The 21,723-nt window shown below is 31.7% G+C and carries 17 protein-coding genes; 2 read left to right on the top strand and 15 right to left on the bottom strand.

Features of this window, described 5'->3' with window-relative positions:
* Positions 1 to 158: 158 nt before the first annotated feature.
* The 3 genes from KUA55_RS04190 to KUA55_RS04180 form a co-directional block, all read right to left on the bottom strand.
* Entirely contained in the window at positions 159 to 1,343 is a 1,185-nt protein-coding gene (locus tag KUA55_RS04190; RefSeq protein ID WP_218324932.1) for a hypothetical protein, read from the bottom strand.
* Entirely contained in the window at positions 1,330 to 2,277 is a 948-nt protein-coding gene (locus tag KUA55_RS04185) for a glycosyltransferase family 2 protein (RefSeq protein WP_218324931.1), read from the bottom strand. The genes KUA55_RS04190 and KUA55_RS04185 overlap by 14 nt, the downstream gene beginning before the upstream one ends.
* 93 nt (positions 2,278 to 2,370) lie before the next feature.
* Positions 2,371 to 3,324 (bottom strand): NAD-dependent epimerase/dehydratase family protein, encoded by a 954-nt coding sequence (locus KUA55_RS04180; protein WP_246601396.1) that lies wholly within the window; start codon positions 3,322 to 3,324, stop codon positions 2,371 to 2,373.
* Between the two features lie 268 nt (positions 3,325 to 3,592).
* Here KUA55_RS04180 and tagD point away from each other — a divergent pair, with 268 nt between their 5' ends.
* Positions 3,593 to 3,988: a glycerol-3-phosphate cytidylyltransferase gene (gene tagD, locus KUA55_RS04175; RefSeq protein WP_218324930.1), complete on the top strand. Its 396-nt coding sequence runs from the start codon at positions 3,593 to 3,595 to the stop codon at positions 3,986 to 3,988.
* Positions 3,989 to 4,082: 94 nt separating this feature from the next.
* Here the strand turns inward: tagD and KUA55_RS04170 are convergent, their stop codons facing one another.
* The 12 genes from KUA55_RS04170 to KUA55_RS04115 form a co-directional block, all read right to left on the bottom strand.
* On the bottom strand, positions 4,083 to 4,955 hold the full coding sequence (locus KUA55_RS04170) for a beta-1,6-N-acetylglucosaminyltransferase (RefSeq protein ID WP_246601395.1): 873 nt from the start codon (positions 4,953 to 4,955) through the stop codon (positions 4,083 to 4,085).
* A gap of 4 nt (positions 4,956 to 4,959) precedes the next feature.
* On the bottom strand, positions 4,960 to 6,393 hold the full coding sequence (locus KUA55_RS04165) for an oligosaccharide flippase family protein (RefSeq protein ID WP_218324929.1): 1,434 nt from the start codon (positions 6,391 to 6,393) through the stop codon (positions 4,960 to 4,962).
* Between the two features lies 1 nt (position 6,394).
* Positions 6,395 to 7,534 (bottom strand): CDP-glycerol glycerophosphotransferase family protein, encoded by a 1,140-nt coding sequence (locus tag KUA55_RS04160; protein ID WP_218324928.1) that lies wholly within the window; start codon positions 7,532 to 7,534, stop codon positions 6,395 to 6,397.
* 2 nt (positions 7,535 to 7,536) lie between these two features.
* A complete protein-coding gene (locus tag KUA55_RS04155) occupies positions 7,537 to 8,535 on the bottom strand; it encodes a glycosyltransferase family 2 protein (RefSeq protein WP_218324927.1) in 999 nt (332 codons plus the stop codon).
* 44 nt (positions 8,536 to 8,579) lie between these two features.
* Entirely contained in the window at positions 8,580 to 9,797 is a 1,218-nt protein-coding gene (locus tag KUA55_RS04150) for an EpsG family protein (RefSeq protein WP_218324926.1), read from the bottom strand.
* Positions 9,798 to 9,805: 8 nt separating this feature from the next.
* On the bottom strand, positions 9,806 to 10,399 hold the full coding sequence (locus tag KUA55_RS04145) for a YveK family protein (protein WP_218324925.1): 594 nt from the start codon (positions 10,397 to 10,399) through the stop codon (positions 9,806 to 9,808).
* Complete coding sequence (locus KUA55_RS04140) at positions 10,389 to 11,234, bottom strand: glycosyltransferase (RefSeq protein WP_218324924.1); 846 nt, start codon at positions 11,232 to 11,234, stop codon at positions 10,389 to 10,391. Before KUA55_RS04140 ends, KUA55_RS04145 begins: the two co-directional genes overlap by 11 nt.
* Before the next feature lie 13 nt (positions 11,235 to 11,247).
* A complete protein-coding gene (locus tag KUA55_RS04135; RefSeq protein ID WP_218324923.1) occupies positions 11,248 to 12,636 on the bottom strand; it encodes a sugar transferase in 1,389 nt (462 codons plus the stop codon).
* Between the two features lie 136 nt (positions 12,637 to 12,772).
* Positions 12,773 to 14,917 (bottom strand): glycosyltransferase family 2 protein, encoded by a 2,145-nt coding sequence (locus tag KUA55_RS04130; protein WP_218324922.1) that lies wholly within the window; start codon positions 14,915 to 14,917, stop codon positions 12,773 to 12,775.
* 4 nt (positions 14,918 to 14,921) lie between these two features.
* A complete protein-coding gene (locus tag KUA55_RS04125) occupies positions 14,922 to 18,125 on the bottom strand; it encodes a glycosyltransferase (RefSeq protein WP_246601394.1) in 3,204 nt (1,067 codons plus the stop codon).
* Positions 18,126 to 19,331 (bottom strand): ABC transporter ATP-binding protein, encoded by a 1,206-nt coding sequence (locus KUA55_RS04120; protein ID WP_218324921.1) that lies wholly within the window; start codon positions 19,329 to 19,331, stop codon positions 18,126 to 18,128. It lies immediately after the preceding gene.
* Between the two features lie 11 nt (positions 19,332 to 19,342).
* Positions 19,343 to 20,152, bottom strand: a complete 810-nt coding sequence (locus tag KUA55_RS04115) for an ABC transporter permease (RefSeq protein ID WP_218324920.1) — start codon at positions 20,150 to 20,152, stop codon at positions 19,343 to 19,345.
* Between the two features lie 198 nt (positions 20,153 to 20,350).
* On the opposite strand from KUA55_RS04115, the gene KUA55_RS04110 reads away from it, so the two are divergent.
* A complete protein-coding gene (locus KUA55_RS04110; protein WP_218324919.1) occupies positions 20,351 to 21,709 on the top strand; it encodes a DUF6056 family protein in 1,359 nt (452 codons plus the stop codon).
* Positions 21,710 to 21,723 lie beyond the last annotated feature (14 nt).

Below are 21,723 nucleotides of genomic sequence, written 5' to 3'. Positions count from 1 at the left end.
CGCATAATCTGATCTTTAAAAGAACTTTCTCCTGAGTTTTTATTTTCCTCAGACAAAGCAACTCCTCCTTACTCCATGTTATAACGGATACCATTATACATGAAAGTCAGGAGGAGGGAAACGAGAAATTTAAAAGTTAAAGAAAACTAGTAATTTTATTACCTTCTAATTTTTTTTACTGTGACAAATTGCATCGAAATAAAGGATAACAAACTAAATACGGAGATGATTTGTAATCTATACGTAAAAAAAGAATGAATCTGTGAATGGTTTACGACAATCATATACCATATATACGGATAAGCAATCAGTAGAAGTATCGGCCACATTTTTTTAGAAAAAGGCATGTGTTTAGTTTTTATGAAATAAATGATTGCAGCTAAAACTAGTAAGAGTAAAATTACTATATTAAAATTGCTAAAAAAGTTAGAAGTATTACCTTTCAACATAAATGCACGGTCAATAGGATAGTCAGCACTACCTTCAGTTCTAAATAAAATCCGATGTAGCGATTCTTTGATAATGTTTCTTTTCAAAATAAAACTAGCCAATATCCATTTTGAAAACCAAGTAACCGTATAACCTACCATCCATACTATTGAATTTGTGACAATTTCTAAGGCATTCGTAAAAAAGTCAGTATGTGCAATATATTTATTTTTGAGACACAAATACAGAATAAGCGGTTCTGCCAAAGTAATCAAAGGAACAGTCAATAGGTCAAAGAAATTGGTGATCATTCCGATACTTAAACAAGTAATTAAAATGTTCCCGTAGTTTGAAAAATATTTTTCTTTTCTAGTTAACAAGAATATGTTGCACAACATTAGTATAATAAAAACATTTGAAAACTGCATACTAACAAAGAATGTATAAAATCTTGCCATAAAAAGTGTAACTAAAAAAGAGAAAGCAAAGAAAATGTTCAATTTTTTTGCTAGAAGAAGGCAATTCAAGCCGATCAAGACAGCGAGAACCAAACCATACAATTGCCGAATTGATCCGTAACTAAAAAATACTAACAATGGACGTAGAAAAATTAAATAACCGTGCCAATATCTAGGATAATCCGAATTATCCATACTCTCATACACGACACCCTTATTCCCTTTAGAAGCTCCTTTTATCATCAGACTATCGGTAAAATTGTCAAGTTGCGATGCACTTTTATCGCCAAAATTTAAAACCGGATAATTACCCTCAGCTTCAAAAACTACACTACTTTTCTCAATGTTTTTCTCAACAGCTGAGTTGGGGATAGTGTATACTAACAAAAGGCTACTAAAAAAAATAGCAATTAACCCAACAAATATAATAATTCCTCTCATTTTATTTTTCATCATTTTTTTCCTCATTATAAACTCTATATAAATTTAACTCATATTGCTTTTTATCATCTGTAACAACCGTATCTAAAATAAAACCAGTTGTTAATAGCAATAACACAAACGTCATTAAACCTGAAGCCAACACCGCTGAGGGTAATTTTGTAATAAAACCAGTTGTAAAAAACTCAATAATGACTGGAATTCCTACAATTAAAGCCAAAATAAAAAAAATGGATGCAAAAATTGAAAAGAAAAACATCGGTTTATAATCTTTACACATTTTAAAAATAGTAAAGATTACTTTTGTACCATCAGTAATGGTATTTAATTTTGATTCACTTCCTTCAGGTCGATCACGATAATCAATTGGAATTTCCACCAACTTAAAGCGTTTGTCTAGTGCGTGAATCGTAAACTCCGTCTCAATTTGAAAACCTGCACTCATTACAGGAAAACTTTTGACAAAAATGCGATTGAAGCCACGATAACCAGTCATCACATCACTAACTTTAGATTTATATAAAAAGTTTATAGTACCCTTTACTAAATTATTGCCAAAATCATGGAATGATCGTTTATTTTCTTCAAAATAAGTCCCATTTGATAAGCGATCGCCGATAACCATATCAGCTTTTCCCGATCGTAATTCTTCTAATAATAATTGACTTGCTTCAGCAGGATAAGTATCGTCTCCATCCACCATTAAATAATAATCTGCGTCAATGTCAAAAAACATTTGGCGAATCACATTGCCTTTTCCTTGACGAGGTTCTTTTTTCACATTTACCCCTTCTACCACAGCAATATCGAATGTATTATCGGTTGAATTATTATCATAAACGTAAATTTCTGCTTCAGGCAATACTAACTGAAAATCATTGATTACTTTTTTTATCGTTAATGCTTCATTATAACAAGGAATTAAAACGGCTACTTTATCTTTATTCATCTGCTTCTCCTCTTTTAAAAAACCACTATCTAGAATACAAGAAACCCCAAAAAAATACTACCCTAAATCAAAAAAGCCAGCTTTTTAACTGACTTAAAGTAGTTTTTCGTACGTTAAATATTTTTTTAAACCAGTTTGAACATCGTATTTTTCTTTAAAACCTAAATCTTTTAGTTTTGAATTATCAGCAACCGAAACTTTAATGTCTCCTTCACGTTCTGATAGATTTTTAACTGGTAATTGCAATTTTAATAGCCCATCCATGACTGTAATCAATTTATTTAGTGATATTTCTTTGCCTAAACCAACATTAAATTGTGTTCCTAAAGCCTCAGCTGATTCGGCAACTAATAATAATGCTTGAACAACATCATCAACATAAATAAAATCTCTCGACTGTTGTCCATCACCAAATAATGTAAACTCAGCTGGTTCATTTGCCAACATTTTTTTATAACAATCAACTACAATCGAAATGACACCACTATAAGGCGAATCAGGATTCTGATTTGGACCGTAAACATTAAAAAATCTAACCGCACTTGTGGGCACATTGTATAAATGTTGGTAATTTAAAACATATTGCTCTGCTGCAAATTTATCAACCGCATATGGCGTCAGCGGACGAATAATCGATTCTTCCTTTTTAGGTAGTGTTGGCTCGTTTCCATAGACTGCTGCAGATGAACTAAAAACCAATCTTTTTAAATTATGTTGATACTCTCTAATCAATTCTAATAATAATAATACACTATCAAAATTTACTTTATGAGTTTCAATCGGCCGTTCAACTGAATCAGCGACACTAGCAATAGCAGCTAAGTGAAATATATAATCAAATTGCTCTTTTGATAGAATATTTTTCATCACTCTTTGGTCTGTTACCGATCCTTCAATGAAATTAATCGTTTGATCTATATTCTCTTTTTTACCCATCGATAGATCATCAATAACAGTTACAGTATTGTTTTCATTTAAAAAATTGGCTAACGTGGAGCCTATAAAACCAGCGCCACCAGTAATCAGAATCTTTTTATTATCAACCAACGATAACTTCCTCTCTTCACATTAAGAATTCCTATCAATTTTAGCAAATAAATGCTAAAATTGATAGGAATAAATTACAGCGTTTTTCATTTTTTGAATTTTTTATTTGATTTATCGCTTGATCCAAGTGATATAATCAATTTTAAAATGACGTTTTTTCAACATAAATAATAATTATTTGTTTTAAATATACATTTGAAGTAGAATTTTTTAATAAGACATTTAAAGTATAAGCCAATCATTTATACTTTAATCGAGGGAGAAAAACATGAAAAGAGTAATTACTTATGGAACATTTGACTTATTGCACTATGGACACATCAATCTTTTAAAAAGAGCAAAGCAATATGGTGACTATCTAATTGTCGGGCTATCGACTGATGAGTTTAATTGGAATGAAAAACATAAAAAAACGTATTTTTCATATGAGAAGAGAAAACAATTATTAGAATCCATCCGCTATGTTGACTTAGTTATTCCTGAAGAAAATTGGGAACAAAAGGTTTCTGACGTAAATGAATTCCACGTGGATTATTTTGTCATGGGCGATGATTGGACTGGAAAATTTGATTTTGTTCAAGAAGAATCGAATGCAAAAGTAATTTACCTACCACGAACACCTGAAATATCAACAACTCAAATCAAAAATGATTTAAATAGGTAACTTTTGTAAAGTAACTTAAATTTATCTAACAAAAAATTCTAACGATTTTTGTCGTTAGAATTTTTTATTTACCAGTTTATAGATTGTACTTAGTCTAATTTATTAATTTTTTTATTTTATTTAACAAAGCTTTACTTATTTGATCATCAAATTTTCTAGCAAAAAATTCGTTACCCGATTTTAATCGTTGAAAATCAATTTCGGTTAAAACTTTTGGTGTATCATTTTCCCAAGATACATACCGTAAATTGGAATCTGTTGAATTATCAAATTCCAAGTGATATAAACTTTTTCGAAAAGGTGAATTTAAAATAATCGTTTGTAAAAATAGCTCATCACCATTCTGAGTAAATTTGAAGGTCTGTTCAATTTCTGATTTTTTTTGCACTACATAATGAGCTAATTCATTTGTAATAGAAAACCAATTAGCACCCATTTGAAATTCTTTAAAGTACGTACTTTTTTTTGTGCGATCAATAGCAATTATTTTTTGTAAAATAATGCTGATTTTTTGAACTGCCCAAAAAAAATTCTTTTTTTTACCAGTATATTCCTGTAAAAAATAGTAGTATTTTACACGTTTTAAATTTTTCTCGTTAATTATTTCTTTTTGGAATTGGACAAATTCTTTACCATCATTTTTCTTCAAAAAAGCTTGCATTGCTTCATTACTTTTTATCGGAAAATCAATCCCTGATAACAAATGATAATAATTAAAGTTTCCTTTTACCGCCTCTTCTAAAAGTAGTATCTCCGCCTCAATCTGAGAATACGCTCCCCAAATAACATTTCTATTTTCAACAAAAGTAATTGGACTCTTCATCTTCCAAGAATTAATCAGTTCTTTCGTTAGCTTACTTTTTTTATCTATGTGAATAAAAAAGGCGTGCTCAGTATAATCTAGTTGTTGCAGTAATAATTTTAAGTTTTCTGGCTTTTCATGGGCCATGATTAAAAAAGCATCCAATTAATTAAGCACCTCTCTTAAAAAATTTTCCCAAAAGCTGTCGTAAATCAGGAAATGTTACACATGCCACAATCAAGTATACTAAGAAAATTAACAGTGATTTCCAAACCATATTGACAAACGGTGGTCCTAGGTGATTTGGTAATAAAAAGAAACTGATCAAAGAAATAAAAATTGAAATAACAGTAAATACCACAACTGATTTATCAAAAATAAGTTTTAAATCTAGTTCTTTCCTGACTAAAAATACTTTCATCAAAAAAATCGAAAATTCTACAAACACCAGTACAATTGTGCCGCCAATCGCTCCATACTTTGGAACAATCAAGACATTCCCTATCACGCTGATGAATGCACCTGTAATCAAAGGATAAGCAAAGGCACGATCATTTTCAATTGCAATTGAAAACTGATTTGAAAAAATTCCACCAAGTGGACTCAAAATAATGATCAATGACACCAACAACATATTACTGGTCATTTTAATAAAGTCATTGCCAAAGAACCAAGGGACAAAAGTGATTGTATTAGCAAAAATAATATTAAAAAACATGATACTAAAAATCAAGGTGTAATCAAATGATTTTTTGGTGTATCTGACAATCTTTTGACGATCTCCTTCTGCTTGTGCTTTTGACATCTTAGGTAACATGACAATCGTTACAGAAGTTAACAAGGCCAAAATTATGCGAGCAATTTTTTGTGATTGGTCGTAATATGATAATTCTGTTGGATCTACAAACTGACCCACCACAGTTTTATCCAAAGTTGTATAGACTTGCATAAACAATTGCGGAATTAAAATAAAGAGACCTGGTTTCCACATGCTCGCAAATATTTTTCGATCAAATTGTATTTTTCCAACTTTTTTATGAATACCAACCCAAAAAACTAAACTACCAACCAAATTAACTGCTGAAGTTATAAATATATATAACCAAAGGTCCTCTTGATTATTAATCAATAAAATAATCAAAACGACAGAAGTAATTTTAATTAAAGTATTACGAACAACAACCTTAGCAAATTCTTCAATGCCTTGAAAAAACCAAGATATGTCCAGTGTGACCCCAATAATAAAGAGCAATTGAATCAAATACAAAGAAGCATACTTAACTTGAAAAATCCAAATAACCGCTACATAAAACAAAATAGAAATCAAGCCAATTAAAAATTGCATAGCGTATAAATTCCAAAATTGACTTGTTAGCTTTTCTCGATCATTTTTAACTTTTGCAATATTCCTTATTCTAAACGGACTCATGCCGATTGCAATAACAGTAATTAAAAACTGGGCAATTGAAAAAACATATCCGTAAATCCCAAGCCCTTCAGAACCAATTCTACGACTTAAAATAGGTGTTGTAAGCAAGGGTAAAATAATTAAAAATACTTGGTAGACCGCATTATACATAATATCTTTAATAGTTTTTTTCATACTAAACTTCTTTCAAAATTAACTCGATAATATAATCAGTACTTTTTCCAGTCTCAAAATTGCCAATAAAATCTAGTAATCTTTGACTACTATATTCTAATTTATCTTTTTGATTTTTAAAAACATCAATCAATGCTAAACCGTTTTTTGCAGTGGGAACTGGCAAATCAGTCAAAGTTAAATAGAAACCCCGTTCTTGTTTATATTCCGCTTCGTCATAATTAAAAAGAATTAATGGCTTTCCTAAAAGTGCATAATCAAAAAATATAGAGGAGTAGTCAGTAATTAATAAATCAATTTCTTCAAATAATTCTTCTAATGATTGACCATCTGGTAATAAATTAAACTGATTTTTTTTCATATAATTCAAACTAGTTTGATCATTTGATAAATTACGGTTTACATTAGGATGAAATTTAACCATGAAAATAATATCTACATTTTGCGTAGCAAAGTACTTTTTAATTTCAAGAATATTTAGCTTTTCCAATTGAGGAATTCCATTCTCTGAAAGGTTGTCGCGAAAAGTTGGTGCAAATAAAATATTTAACTGTTTTTTTTCAAAAAAAGAAATATCTTTCTTTGGATATATTGCCAACTGATCGTTTCTAGGCGTACCGATATTCAATATTTTTTCTTTAGAGATTTTAAAAGCACGAGGATAAATTTCAGAGGAATATCGATTTCCCGAAAGTAAATAAGTAATAGATTCACTATCACGAGCAGAGTAATTTAAATAATGATTACTTAATTTATCTTTTGCATCAAATTCTATTAATTTAAGCGGCGTACCATGCCAAGTCTGAAAATATATCTGTGGCTCTCTTTTTTTTATAGCAATGGTCTTTCGGCTATCATCTATCCAAAATTTAGCAGTATATAAATAATACGCTGCTCGCCAAGAATCATATGCCACTCTCTGTATTTCTTTTGGGAGATCCACTTCTACTTCAGGTTTAATTAGCCAAACATACTTTAAATCAATGCCTTGTTGAATCATTTTCTCACAAATTACTTTGGGGTTTCCAGAATAATTTCTACCTCCAAAACTTGAAAAAACAATCGTGTCAGATTTTATTGGAAATAGCCTAAAAAGAAGTGGTAAGATATTGCGAAAAAAGAACTTTTTTATATTTTTCATTTTTACCTCATCATTTCTATTTTTGATAAAAAATTGCCTATGATTTTCTTTCTAGTAAATGAAAAAATCATGTTTGGATGATTGGCAATAAACTTTGCTAAATACTTTAACTTCTTAGAAAAATCAGGATCTTCGTTTAAACAATCCTGATATTTTTCAATAAATGCCAGCACATAGTCAAAATTCTTTCGATTGCTATATTGATTTTCAATCATAGCCATAATCATCCTGATAGCCGCGTAAACAGTTCTAGTTCTAACTTTAACTGACACATCTGGATATTTTTCATCAATAAATTGGATGATTTCATTTTGAATATCGAATAGTTCTAATCTCTTTGGATTGAAACTTCCTCGTAAAATGCTATTAGGACTTTGAAAATAGTGGTACTTCTCAGATTGATTAACAACAACAAGTTGAGAACGGTCAATTAACAGATAAGTTGTTGCCATGTCTTCCATTAACCTTCCAACAGGAAATCTTAAATTCAAAAACAATTCGCTTCTAAACAATTTATTGTTGGAGGAATAACCAATTTTGTTATTCATAAATAAATTTTTCATTGCGACTTGTCGATCCATCAATTCCCATTGATTTTTATTTTCTGTTAAGTTAGTGATTTGATGATAATCTTGAATTTTTTTCATTTTTAAAACAGCGATATCTGCTTCAAATTTTAATAATGCTTCTAATAATATTTCCAGATAATCAGGTTCTATCCAGTCATCACTGTCAATAAAGCATACGTATTCGCCGGAAGCGTAATCCAATCCTGTATTTCTAGCAGCACTTAGCCCTCCATTTAATTGATGAAGGACTTTTACTCTTTGATCTTCTTTAGCATATTGATCAGCAATATCACCGCTATTATCAGTCGCACCATCATCAACAACAATAATTTCAATATTTTGAACAGTTTGATTTGAAATTGATAATAAACAAGCCTTTAAGTAGTCCTCCACGTTAAATACAGGAACAATGACGCTGATTTTTTTCTCCATACAAACATCCTAGCTTTCAAATATAGTGTATCTTAGTAAAACAATCATTTACCGAAAAATATCGAAAAATAATTGTTTGTAAAAATGTGGAATATAAATTGAGTTATATCAGTAAATTGAGCCAAAAGAAGACTTTGATATAAAAGCCCCCCAATGCAAACACACATTATGATGATTAAAAAATTCTGTCTTTTTAAGATATCTTTAGTTATAAACGACCAGGAATATATTACTGTAACCAAAGAAAAACGCCAATAAACAGGTAACGTAATTGGGATTGTTCCAATTGTAAGTATTAAAACCAGAAAAATAAAAATTGAAAATTGATTGGTTTTATTTTCATTTGAAAATTGAGAAATCTTTTTGTATTGTTTTGTTATGATGAAAAAGCTTAAAAATAACAGATTAACAATCAAAAAGAACATTTTTTGAAGACGCATGAATAAGCTACCTTCAATATAAACCATATAATCATCAGTACTTCCAAAACCAGTTGCATACGAATAGGCCTTATCAACTAAAGAACTAAATGGTATCGCTATGGGTAATACATGTATAATTTTATAAACTACAATAATTGAAACAGAACACAATAGAAAAATTAAACATATAGTGATTAAGATTTTTTTACTTTTCCACTTATTAATGAAATAGGCTAGTACTCTCAAAAGAATCAAAATGACAGCCGTTTTATGAATTAAAATTGCCACTAAATATAACCAAATAACTCTTTTCCAATTCTTTTCATGGTACACTTCTAGATAAAAACCCAACATAAAAAAGACAAAGGCTGAAATGTTTCGAATGTTACTAGCAATTCCTGGAAAAGACAAAAAAGAAACGACGATAAACATTTGAACAAAAAGAAGTTTGTTACTAACATCATTTCTCTTTCTATTATCTAAAATCATGTAAAACACCGAAGAATAAACAAAAAACATGACTATCAATGGCATTAAATTTACATCATTTAATTTTGAAATACCAAAAAAGAACCAATTGGATAAGTCTAATTGTGCACTCAAATCATAATAATTAAGAAATCTATTTAGAGAAAAATGTGATAACATTTCCATTTTCTCAAAGTAACGAGCCAAATCAATTGTTGGAGATGGATCAATAAAATAAGCTAAATAGCCGAAAAAAGCACCTAATAATAATGCGTAAGCTATCACTTTATTTTTTTCAGTGAAAATAAATTTAGGAACTAAGAACATTCCTAAGATAGGTTGAGCTAAAAAGAACCAAAAAATTATACTCATAATTTTGCCTACTCAAATATGACATTTTCTTTAATCAAAGCGAATCCCATTGATAAACAAAATCCAGTTAATAATCCAATAGCTGCAAAACGTAGTAAATTAATTAAGCGGCTTTTATCACTGGACACTATATTTGAAGATAAAATTTGGACATTTTCAACTTCTACATATTGATTAATTGTATTTTTAAATTGGGTAGAAATTTGCTTGCTTAATGCCGCCACAGTTTTTCTAGATTTATCTGTTACATTAACACTAAATGCATAAGAATTCTCTACTTGCTCAATTTGAATGTTGTCTTTTAAATCAGAAGTATCTATTTTATTATCTTTTGCAATTAGATCTAAAAATTCATCACTTTTAATAATTTGCTTGTAAGTGTTGATCATTCCTTCATTTGCAACGATAGCATCAGCATTTGTTGTAGCCTCATTTTGAGGCAAGTTCACTAATAACTGGGACTCAGAGACGTATTCTCTCCCTGTTAAAAAGTAAGCAGCTCCTGAAATAGCTGCACCACAAATGATAGTCGACAAAACAATGAATAAACTATATTTTTTTAGAAATCTTTTATAACCAGTAATATTCACTTTAATCTTCATTAAGCTTTCCTCGCTGTCTTAGTAGTTTTTTATATACAAAACCTCTCACACGATTAGGTAAAATACTAGTTACTATATGCGCACTAATCGATACAAAGTAGTCATTTAGACTTCCTAGTCCATTTTGATAAATAACTTTTCGTGCATTCAATCCATAAATAAAATAGTTCATCCCGCCACGCCGAGCGTACATATCTTCTCCACCACGAGCGTATACCAACGACTCTTTAATATTCATTCCCTGGTAACCCGCTTTTAATAGACGAACCCATAAATAATAATCTTCAAAACCATTTAGAGCTTGATAATTTCCAACTGCTAAGACATCAGATTTTTTAAACATTACTGTCATGTGATTAAAAGGATTTCTTTTTTTTGAAAATTGTCTAATATCTTTGTTTGTTTCGGGTACTACTCTTTTACCAATGACGTTGGAAGGATCACCAGTAAATTCATCGATATCAGATCCAACAATAGTTAAGTTTTTATTATCTAAAAAAGCTTGATACTGTTTTTCTAAACGGTCTTCTCGCATAATATCATCAGTATCCATCCGAGCAATCAATTCATTTTGACAGGCTGTAACCCCTTTTGCTAAAGCAATACCCAAGCCTTGATTGGTTTTCAAAGGAACAACTCTAATTAACACTTTGCCATTATCTTTATTTGCATCAATTATTGTTTGCAACTCATTTGTAATTGGTCCGTCTAATACAAGAACTAATTCTTGCGGTAGCAAGCTTTGATCCAAGGTACTTTTGATGGCTGCAGCAAAATATTTAGGCTTTTCTTTCTGATACACAGACATCAATACACTAATCTCCGCAACTTTCACAAATTTTCGCTCCTTATGAATAAATACTCTCTTTAGGAAAATCAATATCGCATAATTTTGTCACTGCCGCTTCTTCTATTCCTTGAGATGATACTTTATCAAAAAGAATTTTAATGGTTTGCAGTAAAATCTTTAAATCCAACATAAGAGAATATTTTTTTATATATAACAAATCAAATCTTAATTTACTATTATAGTCTGAAACATATTTTCCATATACTTGCGCATATCCTGTGATTCCGGCTCGGACATTGTGTCGCAAATAGTAATATGGATTTTCTCGATTAAATTGATCAACAAAGAAAGGTCTCTCTGGTCTTGGACCAATAATCGACATATCACCTTTTAATACATTAACTAATTGTGGTAGTTCATCAAAACGAACTGCTCGAATGAATTTACCGACTGGTGTCACTCTAGCATCATTACTCTTAGCCAAGACAGGTCCGGATTTCGCTTCTGCTGTTGCAGTCATTGACCTGAATTTATAAATTGGAAACTCTTTTTGATTTTTGGTAATTCGAATTTGTTTATAAATAACTGGTCCTGGCGAAGTTACTTTGACTAAAATCGCCGTAAACAGCATAAAAGGTGAAGCAATTATTAATAATACGATTGAGATAACTATATCAAACAAACGTTTAAATAATGCATCCTCGGTCGGAATTTTAAAACCTGTTGACTCAATAATACTTTCATCTTCAAAATTCATAATATTTGAATTAATTGTCATTAAATTTTCAAATGTGGTATTCAAAAAAAGTTTTTTTTCTTTTTTCGTAACCAGTTGGTATATATTTATTTTTTCACTTTCATTGATTTCAGAAGCTAAATAAACAATATCGACATTGTCAATTAATTCTTTTAGATGATCAAAAAAATGATCAACAACAATACCATAAACTTTATGTTTATTATTTTTTTGAGAATTAAAATTTTGAACAGCTGGTGCTACATCTTTTTCAAAGCCTATAATTAAGACTTGTTTATTTTTACTCAGTTTTAAATAAATACGATAAACAATGATCCGATAAATAATCAATAAAATTGTCCCAATTAAAAAAGACCACAGAATTACACTCCTTGGAAAGGCAAACCAGCGACCTGCAAAAGTGATAATCATAATTCCTAATGACATTAAAAACTGCCCAATCACTGTTACAAAAACAATATCACTGATAATTCGATTATAAAAAACATAAGATCCTAATAAAATGTTTAACGCAATAAAAAAAAGGGAAATAAAAATCGCTGAATTCTGAAAGGATTCAAAATTTCGTGCTGGAATATTTCCATGAAATTTTATTAAAAAACTTAAATAAATGGAAAAATTAAAACAAATCACATCAAAAAGAATAATGATTGCTCTTCTTGCCCCGCCCCATTCATTATTATTCATCATGACACTCCTAACTGATAAAATAATCCATTTATGATAATACCATAATTAGCTTGAAAAAAGTAGGATTGATCATAATTGTTAAAGAAATCAAAAAGTCATTCTTCAAAAAAACCCAGAGAAAATCCTCTGAGTTCAACTAATCAATTCTTACTGCTAAATTCCCGCCTTGGCGAGTCAAATTGGGATTATAGTAAGGATCATTTTCAATATATTCATGATATTTTTCTTCCATATAGGCTGTTTCTGCTTCGAAACGCTCCAATTTTTCTGGTGTATTCTCATAACCACGAGACTGAGATTCAAAATGATACAATTCAGCACCATGGAGCCACACATTGTCATGTCCAGCTTCATATTCTCGTAAACATAAATCTACATCATTAAAGGCAACGGTTAATTCCTCGTTAAAACCACCTAATTCAGAAAAATCTTTTGCACGCATCATCATACAAGCTGCTGTAACAGCTAAATAATTTACATTAATTTCTAATTTCCCAAAATAACCAAAATCTCCTCTTGGAAATGTATGATGTACATGTCCAGCAGCGCCGCCTAAGCCTAAAACAACTCCGGCATGCTGAATCGTTTGGTTAGGATAATATAACTTCGCTCCAACACAACCCACTCTCGAAAATTGTGCAAAAGAAACCATTTTACTCATCCACTCTGGCGTGATAACCTCTGTATCATTATTCAAAAACAATAAATATTTACCTTTTGCCTTTTTGGCAGCTAGATTATTAATACGTGAATAATTAAATGGAATATCAATCACCTCAACAACAAACCTTTCACCAAGTTGTTCTTGATAGTCTTGATATAAAGTAGTCATCTTAGGATCATCACTGCCATTATCCGCTAAAATAATTTCGTAATTAGAATAAGTCGTCAATGCAATAATTGAATCAATACAGCGTTTTACATCATCATATCCATTTTTTGTTGGAATGATTACACTGACCAAATCTTCTGAAAGAATATCGTAATTAACATCATAAAGGCCATTTCCTGCAGCATGTGTGACCGTTGCTTTAATGCCACGTCTTTGGATTGCATCTTGAACAGCAGTTAATCCGGCATCAAAAGCATAGCTCTTAGTCGATTGGTCTGCTGCTGTAGAGCTCGGTAAGATACGCCAATAATATAAAATTTGGGGAATATGTCCAATTTTATCTGCTGTCGTTTGTTCAGTAAACCGTAAAACTAAATCATAATCTTGTGAGCCTTCCAACCCAACTCTAAAACCACCAATTTTATCCATAATTGTTTTTCGATAAACACCTAAATGGGAAATATAGTTTGTTCCTAATAATAAATCTGGTGACCAATCTGGTTTAAAAGCCGGATCAAATCGTCGCCCCTCCATATCGATCTTATCTTCATCACTATAAATAAGATCCAAATCTGTTTGACGGTTTAAAAGCTTTGCAACTTCATATAACGCAATTGGCGCTAGCTCATCATCGTTATCTAATAGTGCTACGAATTCCCCTGTTGCTATTTTTAAAGCAGAATTCGTTGCTCGAGAAATATGACCATTTTCTGGACGGAAAAACAGTTTGATGCGGTCATCTTCAGCCGCAAATTTTTCTAATAGTGGTCGCACACTATCATCAGTAGAATGGTCATCAGCAATACACAGTTCCCAGTTCCCATAAAACTGCCCTATTACTGATTCAATACACTTGGTCAACCATTTTTCTTCAACATTATAAGTGGGCATTAAAATAGAAATTTTAGGCTGATAAGAAAAATCCTTAATTTCTTTTTCTATTGAATTACGGTCCCAATTTTCATTTTGAGCAATCCATGTTTGATAGGTTTCATCACTTTGTTTATCCTGCTCCAATGAAATGCGCCGCAAAGTACTTTTTAAACCATTACGCTTTAAATAACCCAGTCCTTTACGGATTTTTGTATAATACTGCTGGGTTTTTGAAGGCATTTTTTCTGGAGTAATTATTTGATTGTTAGGAATAAAAATTTTTTCTATGATTTGATCTGCCAAAACAAACGAAATCACAACTTTATCTTCCGGATTATTAACTTTCAAGACAATTTGAAAGCCCATTTGTAAAGTAGCACTAGTCTTGTGTAATGCAGCCACATCGTGACGTCCTTGATAAGTAATCTTTGACTCGTTTATCCCCGTACCTACAATTTCAATTTTGGGTACTGCTTTTGTCCCGGTATCAAGTGCCCAGCCAGTTACAATAAATTCTTGGGTTTCAGGAAGATACTGACTATTATCAATTGCAATTGTTAAGTTGTTTTTTGTCACGAAGCTATCCTCCAATGTTAAATTGATAAAAATTAATGTAAGGATCTTTTAAGTTTTCCACTGAATGTTTCTCTGAGAGTTTTTGAAATTCTTCTCTTCTAACATTAAATCGTTGATCTTGTTCCGCGATCATTTCAAAATACGGATCGAAAATAATATTTTTATTTAATTCGCGATAAACTCGAATACTAAAGTCAACGCCCATTATTTCTTTAGGTAAATTAAGATCAAAACCATTTACCGCTAAATAATCACTTTTTCTGATAATAATACAGTCTTCTGTCGCAGAATAAATTTCCCGTGGCAATGTGGGTCTAAAATAATTGCCAATCGTTTTATTAGATAGGCCCTGTTGTTCATAAACGAGAGTCTCATTTCTTTGATCAATCACCACGCCGATATTTAAGATTGCGTCATAGTCACTGATAATTTTTCCGGTTACAATTCCTGTATCAGGTAATTGAGCAAAGTTCATTCCCTCGTGTAACCAATTCGCTCGTGTGGGTGATAAATCTGCAGATAGAAAAACTAAATATTCTCCAGTTGCTTGCTCAACAGCTTTAGTAGTATTTTCAGCACCTATAACCTTAGCTATATCAATTTTTTCAGCTATCTTAGTTGGTACAATCACTTCAAAGTTTTCCCAATTTGTTAGTTCAATCATTTTTTCAATAACGGTTGCATCAGTTAAATCCTTAGCAAAAATAATTGAAACTTTTGGTTCTTTAGCATAAGTAAAATCAACTTTATAAGCACCATAATTTTTAGTCATGCTAACTTTCCCTTTGATTTTACGACGTTCTAAAGCTGCAGCAACTGCGTTTTGACCAGCAACATAAGCATACTCTTTACTTTGAGGATCCATCGCAACTGATGTTTCAATCGTCCGCCAATGATAAGCCATACTAGAAATATGTTTAATTTCTTTAGCAGTTTCAGTCGCACGTAAAACAAAATCGTAATCCTGACTGCCATTAAATTCCGTTCTCAAACCACCGATTTGATCGATAACATTTTTTTTCACCACCACAAAATGAGTGATATAATTATGCCCTAATAACAAGGTTTCGTTCCAGTTAGGTTTGAAAAATGGATCAAATCGTTTAGCTGACATTGATAACTTATCTTCATCTGTATAAATAAACTCGATTTCAGGATTTTCATTTAATGCTTTAACCACTTCTAACAAAGCTGTATCAGCTAAAATATCATCATTGTCTAAAAATCCGATATATTCTCCGGTTGCAACTTCTAAAGCAGAATTAGTTGCCTCAGAAATGTGTCCATTTTCAGATCGGAAAACTACCTTAATACGGTCATCTTCTGCTGCCAATTCTTGTAATAATGGTTTAATATGAGGTTTTGGTGAATTATCATCGGCTAAACATAGTTCCCAGTTTTGATAAATTTGCATTGTTAAAGAACCCACACATGCCCGTAACCATTTTTCATCTACATTATAAACTGGAACCACCAATGATATTTTAGGCTGAAATTCTAAGCTTTTGGCTTCTTCTATCAAAGCTACTCTCTTAGGTATTTCAATTTTTTCCATCCAATCTTCGTAATCTGCGCTTTGTTGTTTACGCAATTGGAATTTTTTATAAGCTTGGCTCAATCCTTCTCGTCTAATCACTCCTAAGACACGGCGAATTCTACTGGCCGTCGAAACAACTTTTTTCTCAGGTAACGAGACAGTAATAGGGAAAACTTGACTCTCTCTAGTGATCGCTAAAAATCTAAAACTATCAGTAATCTGATAATCTTTAATGGTTAAAATAAAACCATATTTTACATCGTCCATCAAATCAAACACTTCATTTACATCCGGACGATAAAGATGATTTACGTGCAAATCATTGCTACCTTCTGCCAATAAAAAATCAACTGGTTCTTCCGTAGCAATTTTATAGGCCCAACCTTTAACAATCAGTTCGTTATCTACTTCATTATTTTCAAGGGACTCCACCGTTATTTTGATTTGGTCATTTATGTTTGGATCTTCATTATCACCATACTCATCTGGGTTTTTAAAAGGGATTTTGCTTAATTCATAATGATACTTGTCATAAAAATCCATCTTAGCACGTAATAATCGTTCGATTTTTTTATTGTCAGCAAGATCTTTGAATATCAGTTGATTGATAGGTAAAAATTCTTCTTCATTCAAGACTTCAATTGTCACAGTAAAATCTTTATCTGCTACGTGACGACCGGAAACCGTAATAAATGGCTCCTCTTCAATCTGATCAAAAACAAATAAATCTTCTTGATACCAGTCAGCATTGGTGTTTCTAATTGGCAACAACTGATTATTTGAAACAACTGAGATTCGAACAGTTGATGGAAAATGTCCCACAACAATTCGCAAGCGCTCTGTTTCAACTGGTGCATGATGTTCAGTTACTAAGTTTTCTTTGGTCTTATGGTTTACTAAGTAAGGTTCAATCTCATATTTACCATCAATTCGATAAGCCAACTGAATTTGTGTATTATTATTAGAATTTACCGGAATCGTTCTCTCAGGCTCTGCTACAGGTTCTTTCCTTAAAGCGTAGAAATACTGATAAACTTCACTAAACGGACGTTGTTTAAATGAATAGCGAATAATTGCAGGTAAATCCTCATAGTTTGACTCAATCTCATTTTGGCCTACTTGGGCATAAGTAAAATCTTCTTTGCGAATGTGTAAATCAATCCGCGAAAACAAATCCTCAAAACCACTTTGGGTATAAAAGCTGTTATGGGTACGATCTAATAGACCGTACTGATTCCAATCTAATTTTTCGTTAAAAAGATTAATCAACACAGAATTGTGGGTAATATTGGGAAAAGTAACTAATATTTCACCTTCACGACTAAGAAAATCGCGGCATCTTCTCAATGCTTCTTCCGAATTGGTTAGATGTTCTAAAACGTCAGCAAAAATTATAAAATCAAACTTTTGACCAGCGAAATAATCCACCCATTTATATTCTTCAATATTTCCTAAATAGCCATTTTGCGCCGTATTCATTACATGTTCAAATAATACTGGATCAAATTCTACAATAGAAACATCACATTTTAGTTCATTGACTAAATAATTCGTCATTCGACCATTTCCAGGACCAAATTCTAAGACTTTGCTACCTTTTTTGATTTCAGCAATGATTTTGCCAACGCTTGTATGTTGATCCAACGATAAATCAAAGTCATATTTCATCATTTAAATTTTATCCTTCCATTTGTGATCTAATACGACGATTCCTTCGCCTACATATTTACCAGTAATGAACATTGTTAAATAGCGTGTTTTGTAAACCAATGGAACAGTTGCATTTTCTTCAAAGATAGCCACATCAAAATAATATTCGCCACCTAGTAAGGCCATTTTTTGATAATCTAAATAAAAGACATTTTCGCCTTTTTCCCAAGGAATCGATTCTTCATCTAATAATGTATTCAGCCCACAAACATACTGATTATCAACCGTTCGAATAGCAACACCAAGAACTGGTTTCTTGATTGAATCATCTTTAACTGTGTAATTAACCTTTACTACAACACGACTATCTTGCTCGATAATTTCTAACGGATTCAACTCACCATCCAAAAGTTCAGCTTTGGTAACTTCAACAATATCGTAAGCAGAAAATTCTTCCATCACGGAGCTGTCACGATCAACAGTTTTCAAAGATTTTTTCTTTAGGAAGTTTTCATATTCTTCGGTGATTTCCATCGTTTCACCTTCTGCTTCTACCACACCATTTTTTAACCAATAAACCCGGTCACAAAAACGACGAACGGCATTCACATCGTGGGAAACAAAAAGAATTGTTTTACCAGCATTTCGAAATTCAGTAAATTTTTCCATACATTTCAATTGGAATTCTAAATCCCCTACCGCCAATGCTTCATCAACAATTAAAATATCTGGGTCAACATTGATAGCTACTGCAAACGCAAGGCGGACCATCATCCCTGAAGAATAAGTTTTTACTGGTTGATATAAATGATCACCAATGTCCGCGAAGTTAATAATATCATCAACTTTATCAGCCATTTCTTCTCTGGAATAACCTAATACCATCCCATTTAAGAAGATATTTTCATAACCTGTGTATTCTTGATTAAAACCAGAACCTAATTCTAAAAGAGCGGCGATATTTCCTCTAATATTGATTTCACCATCTGTCGGTGTCAATACGCCTGTAATAATTTTTAAAATAGTTGATTTGCCAGAGCCATTTTCGCCAATAAAACCAATCATTTCTCCTTGATCGACTTTAACATTGACATCATTTAAAGCATAAAAAACCTCATGATAAGACTTATGGCGAATACTTAAAGCCTCTTTCAGACGATCCACCGGTTTTTTATACATATCATATTTTTTCGTTAAGTGATTAATTTCAATTACTGCTTCAGTCATGAATTTTCTCCTTATAACACATCAGAAAAATGTGGTCTCAAACGTTTAAAGATTACTGCGCCGAGTAATAACATTACGATTGTCACTACCCAGAAATAAATAGTTAATTGTGGGCTTTCCCAGAACCATGCCCGACCAAAAAAAGCATCTCGATAGCCTTGGACGACATAAAACATCGGATTTAGTCTTAAAATAAATTGAATAGTTGGGTGTCCTGCAAAATCATTCACACTCCATAAAACCGGAGTTCCCCACATTAAAGCTTGCATAATTACAACAATAAATTGATTGATATCTGGGAAGAATGGTTGAATTGATGACGTAATCCAAGTTAACCCCGTCAAGAACATCATCATAGCAAACAAGTAATAAATCAGTTGAATGCTTTGTAAGCTCGGAAATATCCCATTAACCGCTGCTACAATAAAAGTAATAGCAATAAAGAATACATGGATAAAAATATTCGAAGCTAGTTTAACAGTCGGTAAGATGCGAATATTAAACACTACCTTTTTTACTAAATAACTATATTCACGAAATACATTGGTTGCTGCTCCAAGATTTTCTGAGAAATACAACCAAGGAACCAAACCTGAAATTAAAAACAAAATGAAGGGTAATCCTTCCTTGTCACCTGATCTGAATCCAAAACTAAATACAAACCAGTAGGTCAATACCATAACCAATGGATTGGCAAAAGCCCAAAAAATCCCTAATACCGAACCTGCATAACGGGCTTTGAAATCATTCATTGAAAACTGTTTTAGCAACACCCGATTTTGATAAATATCCTTGAAAAAATCAAATACATCTTTAAACATTTTATTTCCTCTCGTTCACTGTTTTTATCTATTTTCTAGCAATGATTAACAGTCCCATTCTACAGAAACACCTCTTCAAAAGCAAGCAAACCTCAGGTAAACCATCAATACAAATAAAGCATTTTAAATGAATTTTTAGAAATAGTTAGCTAAAAGTTTTTTTATGGTATAATTTGGTTGCCTGTAAGGAGTGATTCTGTGCAAAGAAAACTAAGAAATTTAAACAAACCACAATGGCTGTTTATTACATTAACAGCTTTTTTAATTGCTTGCTTTATCTTAAATCTTAAAATTCAGTTAACAGGTTTTGGTGACGATGATTTCTTATTCTATGATCCCTTAATGAATAAATTCAACGGTGATATTTTGGCTTTTTTAGTCAATCGCTATCAAACCTGGAGTTCCAGAACTGTCATCGAGATCTTCACGCTTCTAAGTGTCAAGTACCATATATTTTGGCGAATTTGTAATAGTATAATCATGTTTTTGGCAATCAGCCTACCACCCTTTCTTTTGAAAAAAAATAATGCAGTTAAAACATCAGACATATTAATTTCTGGTGGTTTATTCTTTACTATGCCGCTAACTTTTTTCAATGAAACTGGTTGGATTGCTACAACTACTAACTATTTGTGGGTATACAGTTTAGGACTGGTTTCCCTATATCCAATTGCCAAGTATCTACACGATGAAAAAGTCAATCAGCCAACTTATTTGATTAGCTGGCTGGCGGCCTTATATGCTTGTAATCAGGAGCAAATGTGCGCATTATTATTAGGTTTTTACCTAGTCTTTTTAGGTTACCTGCTAATAAAGAAACGTCGGATTAAAATACTGTTGCCTTTTTTTGTGATTAACTTTTTAAGTTTGTTCTACGTGCTCTCAGCAAATGGAAATGATATCCGTTATGAGCAGGAAGTAGCTAATTGGTTTCCAGACTTTGAAAAACTCACATTATTTAGAAAATTAGAGTTAGGCTTCTCTTCAACTGTTAGACATTTGTTTTTTGATAAACAAATAACAATTTTTTTATTCACAATACTCTTAGCAATCTTAGTCGGTTATTATCTAAAGTTAAAGAAAAAACCGCTAGTTATAAGTCTTTTGGGATTTATTCCATTAATTGTCTCAATTATTTTTAGTTTTAATGATCTATGGAATTTTTCTTTTGTAAAGAAAATTTTGGCGCTGTTCAATGGATATGGTACTGCTTTTAATTTAGCTAATCCTGAAACTTGGATAGCAGATATTATCTTAGCTATCACTTTTATGGCTGTTTTAATTTCGATACTTTATTTACAAAGACTAACTATTCAAGGAGGATTCTCCATCATTCTGCTGTTAGCTGGATTGGCTTCCAGAATGATGATGGGCTTTTCGCCAACTATTTGGGCCTCGGCGACTCGCACCTATATTTTTACCTTTGGGATTTTTATTTTAGTTACTTTATCCTTGTTTGCATCCTTAAAACTTCCGAAGAAAACAAATGATTTTTTAACCGGAATGATTTTTTTAGTGGGCATGATTTGTTATGGTTACTTATTTTTAACCATTTAAAAAAAGTTGTACTT

Source organism: Enterococcus alishanensis, from assembly GCF_019218635.1.
Classification (GTDB): domain Bacteria; phylum Bacillota; class Bacilli; order Lactobacillales; family Enterococcaceae; genus Enterococcus_A; species Enterococcus_A alishanensis.
The sequence above is the reverse complement of the archived record's forward strand: the minus strand, read 5'-3'. Positions and strand labels throughout refer to the sequence as shown.

What these genes read in the sequence shown, in the direction of transcription:
- KUA55_RS04165 (WP_218324929.1), bottom strand. Translation starts at nt 6,393, where the DNA reads ATGAAAAAAACTATTAAAGATATTATGTATAATGCGGTCTACCAAGTA.
- KUA55_RS04190 (WP_218324932.1), bottom strand. Translation starts at nt 1,343, where the DNA reads ATGATGAAAAATAAAATGAGAGGAATTATTATATTTGTTGGGTTAATT.
- KUA55_RS04135 (WP_218324923.1), bottom strand. Translation starts at nt 12,636, where the DNA reads ATGATGAATAATAATGAATGGGGCGGGGCAAGAAGAGCAATCATTATT.
- KUA55_RS04160 (WP_218324928.1), bottom strand. Translation starts at nt 7,534, where the DNA reads ATGAAAAATATAAAAAAGTTCTTTTTTCGCAATATCTTACCACTTCTT.
- KUA55_RS04125 (WP_246601394.1), bottom strand. Translation starts at nt 18,125, where the DNA reads ATGATGAAATATGACTTTGATTTATCGTTGGATCAACATACAAGCGTT.
- KUA55_RS04145 (WP_218324925.1), bottom strand. Translation starts at nt 10,399, where the DNA reads ATGAAGATTAAAGTGAATATTACTGGTTATAAAAGATTTCTAAAAAAA.
- KUA55_RS04150 (WP_218324926.1), bottom strand. Translation starts at nt 9,797, where the DNA reads ATGAGTATAATTTTTTGGTTCTTTTTAGCTCAACCTATCTTAGGAATG.
- KUA55_RS04155 (WP_218324927.1), bottom strand. Translation starts at nt 8,535, where the DNA reads ATGGAGAAAAAAATCAGCGTCATTGTTCCTGTATTTAACGTGGAGGAC.
- KUA55_RS04120 (WP_218324921.1), bottom strand. Translation starts at nt 19,331, where the DNA reads ATGACTGAAGCAGTAATTGAAATTAATCACTTAACGAAAAAATATGAT.
- tagD (WP_218324930.1), top strand. Translation starts at nt 3,593, where the DNA reads ATGAAAAGAGTAATTACTTATGGAACATTTGACTTATTGCACTATGGA.
- KUA55_RS04185 (WP_218324931.1), bottom strand. Translation starts at nt 2,277, where the DNA reads ATGAATAAAGATAAAGTAGCCGTTTTAATTCCTTGTTATAATGAAGCA.
- KUA55_RS04115 (WP_218324920.1), bottom strand. Translation starts at nt 20,152, where the DNA reads ATGTTTAAAGATGTATTTGATTTTTTCAAGGATATTTATCAAAATCGG.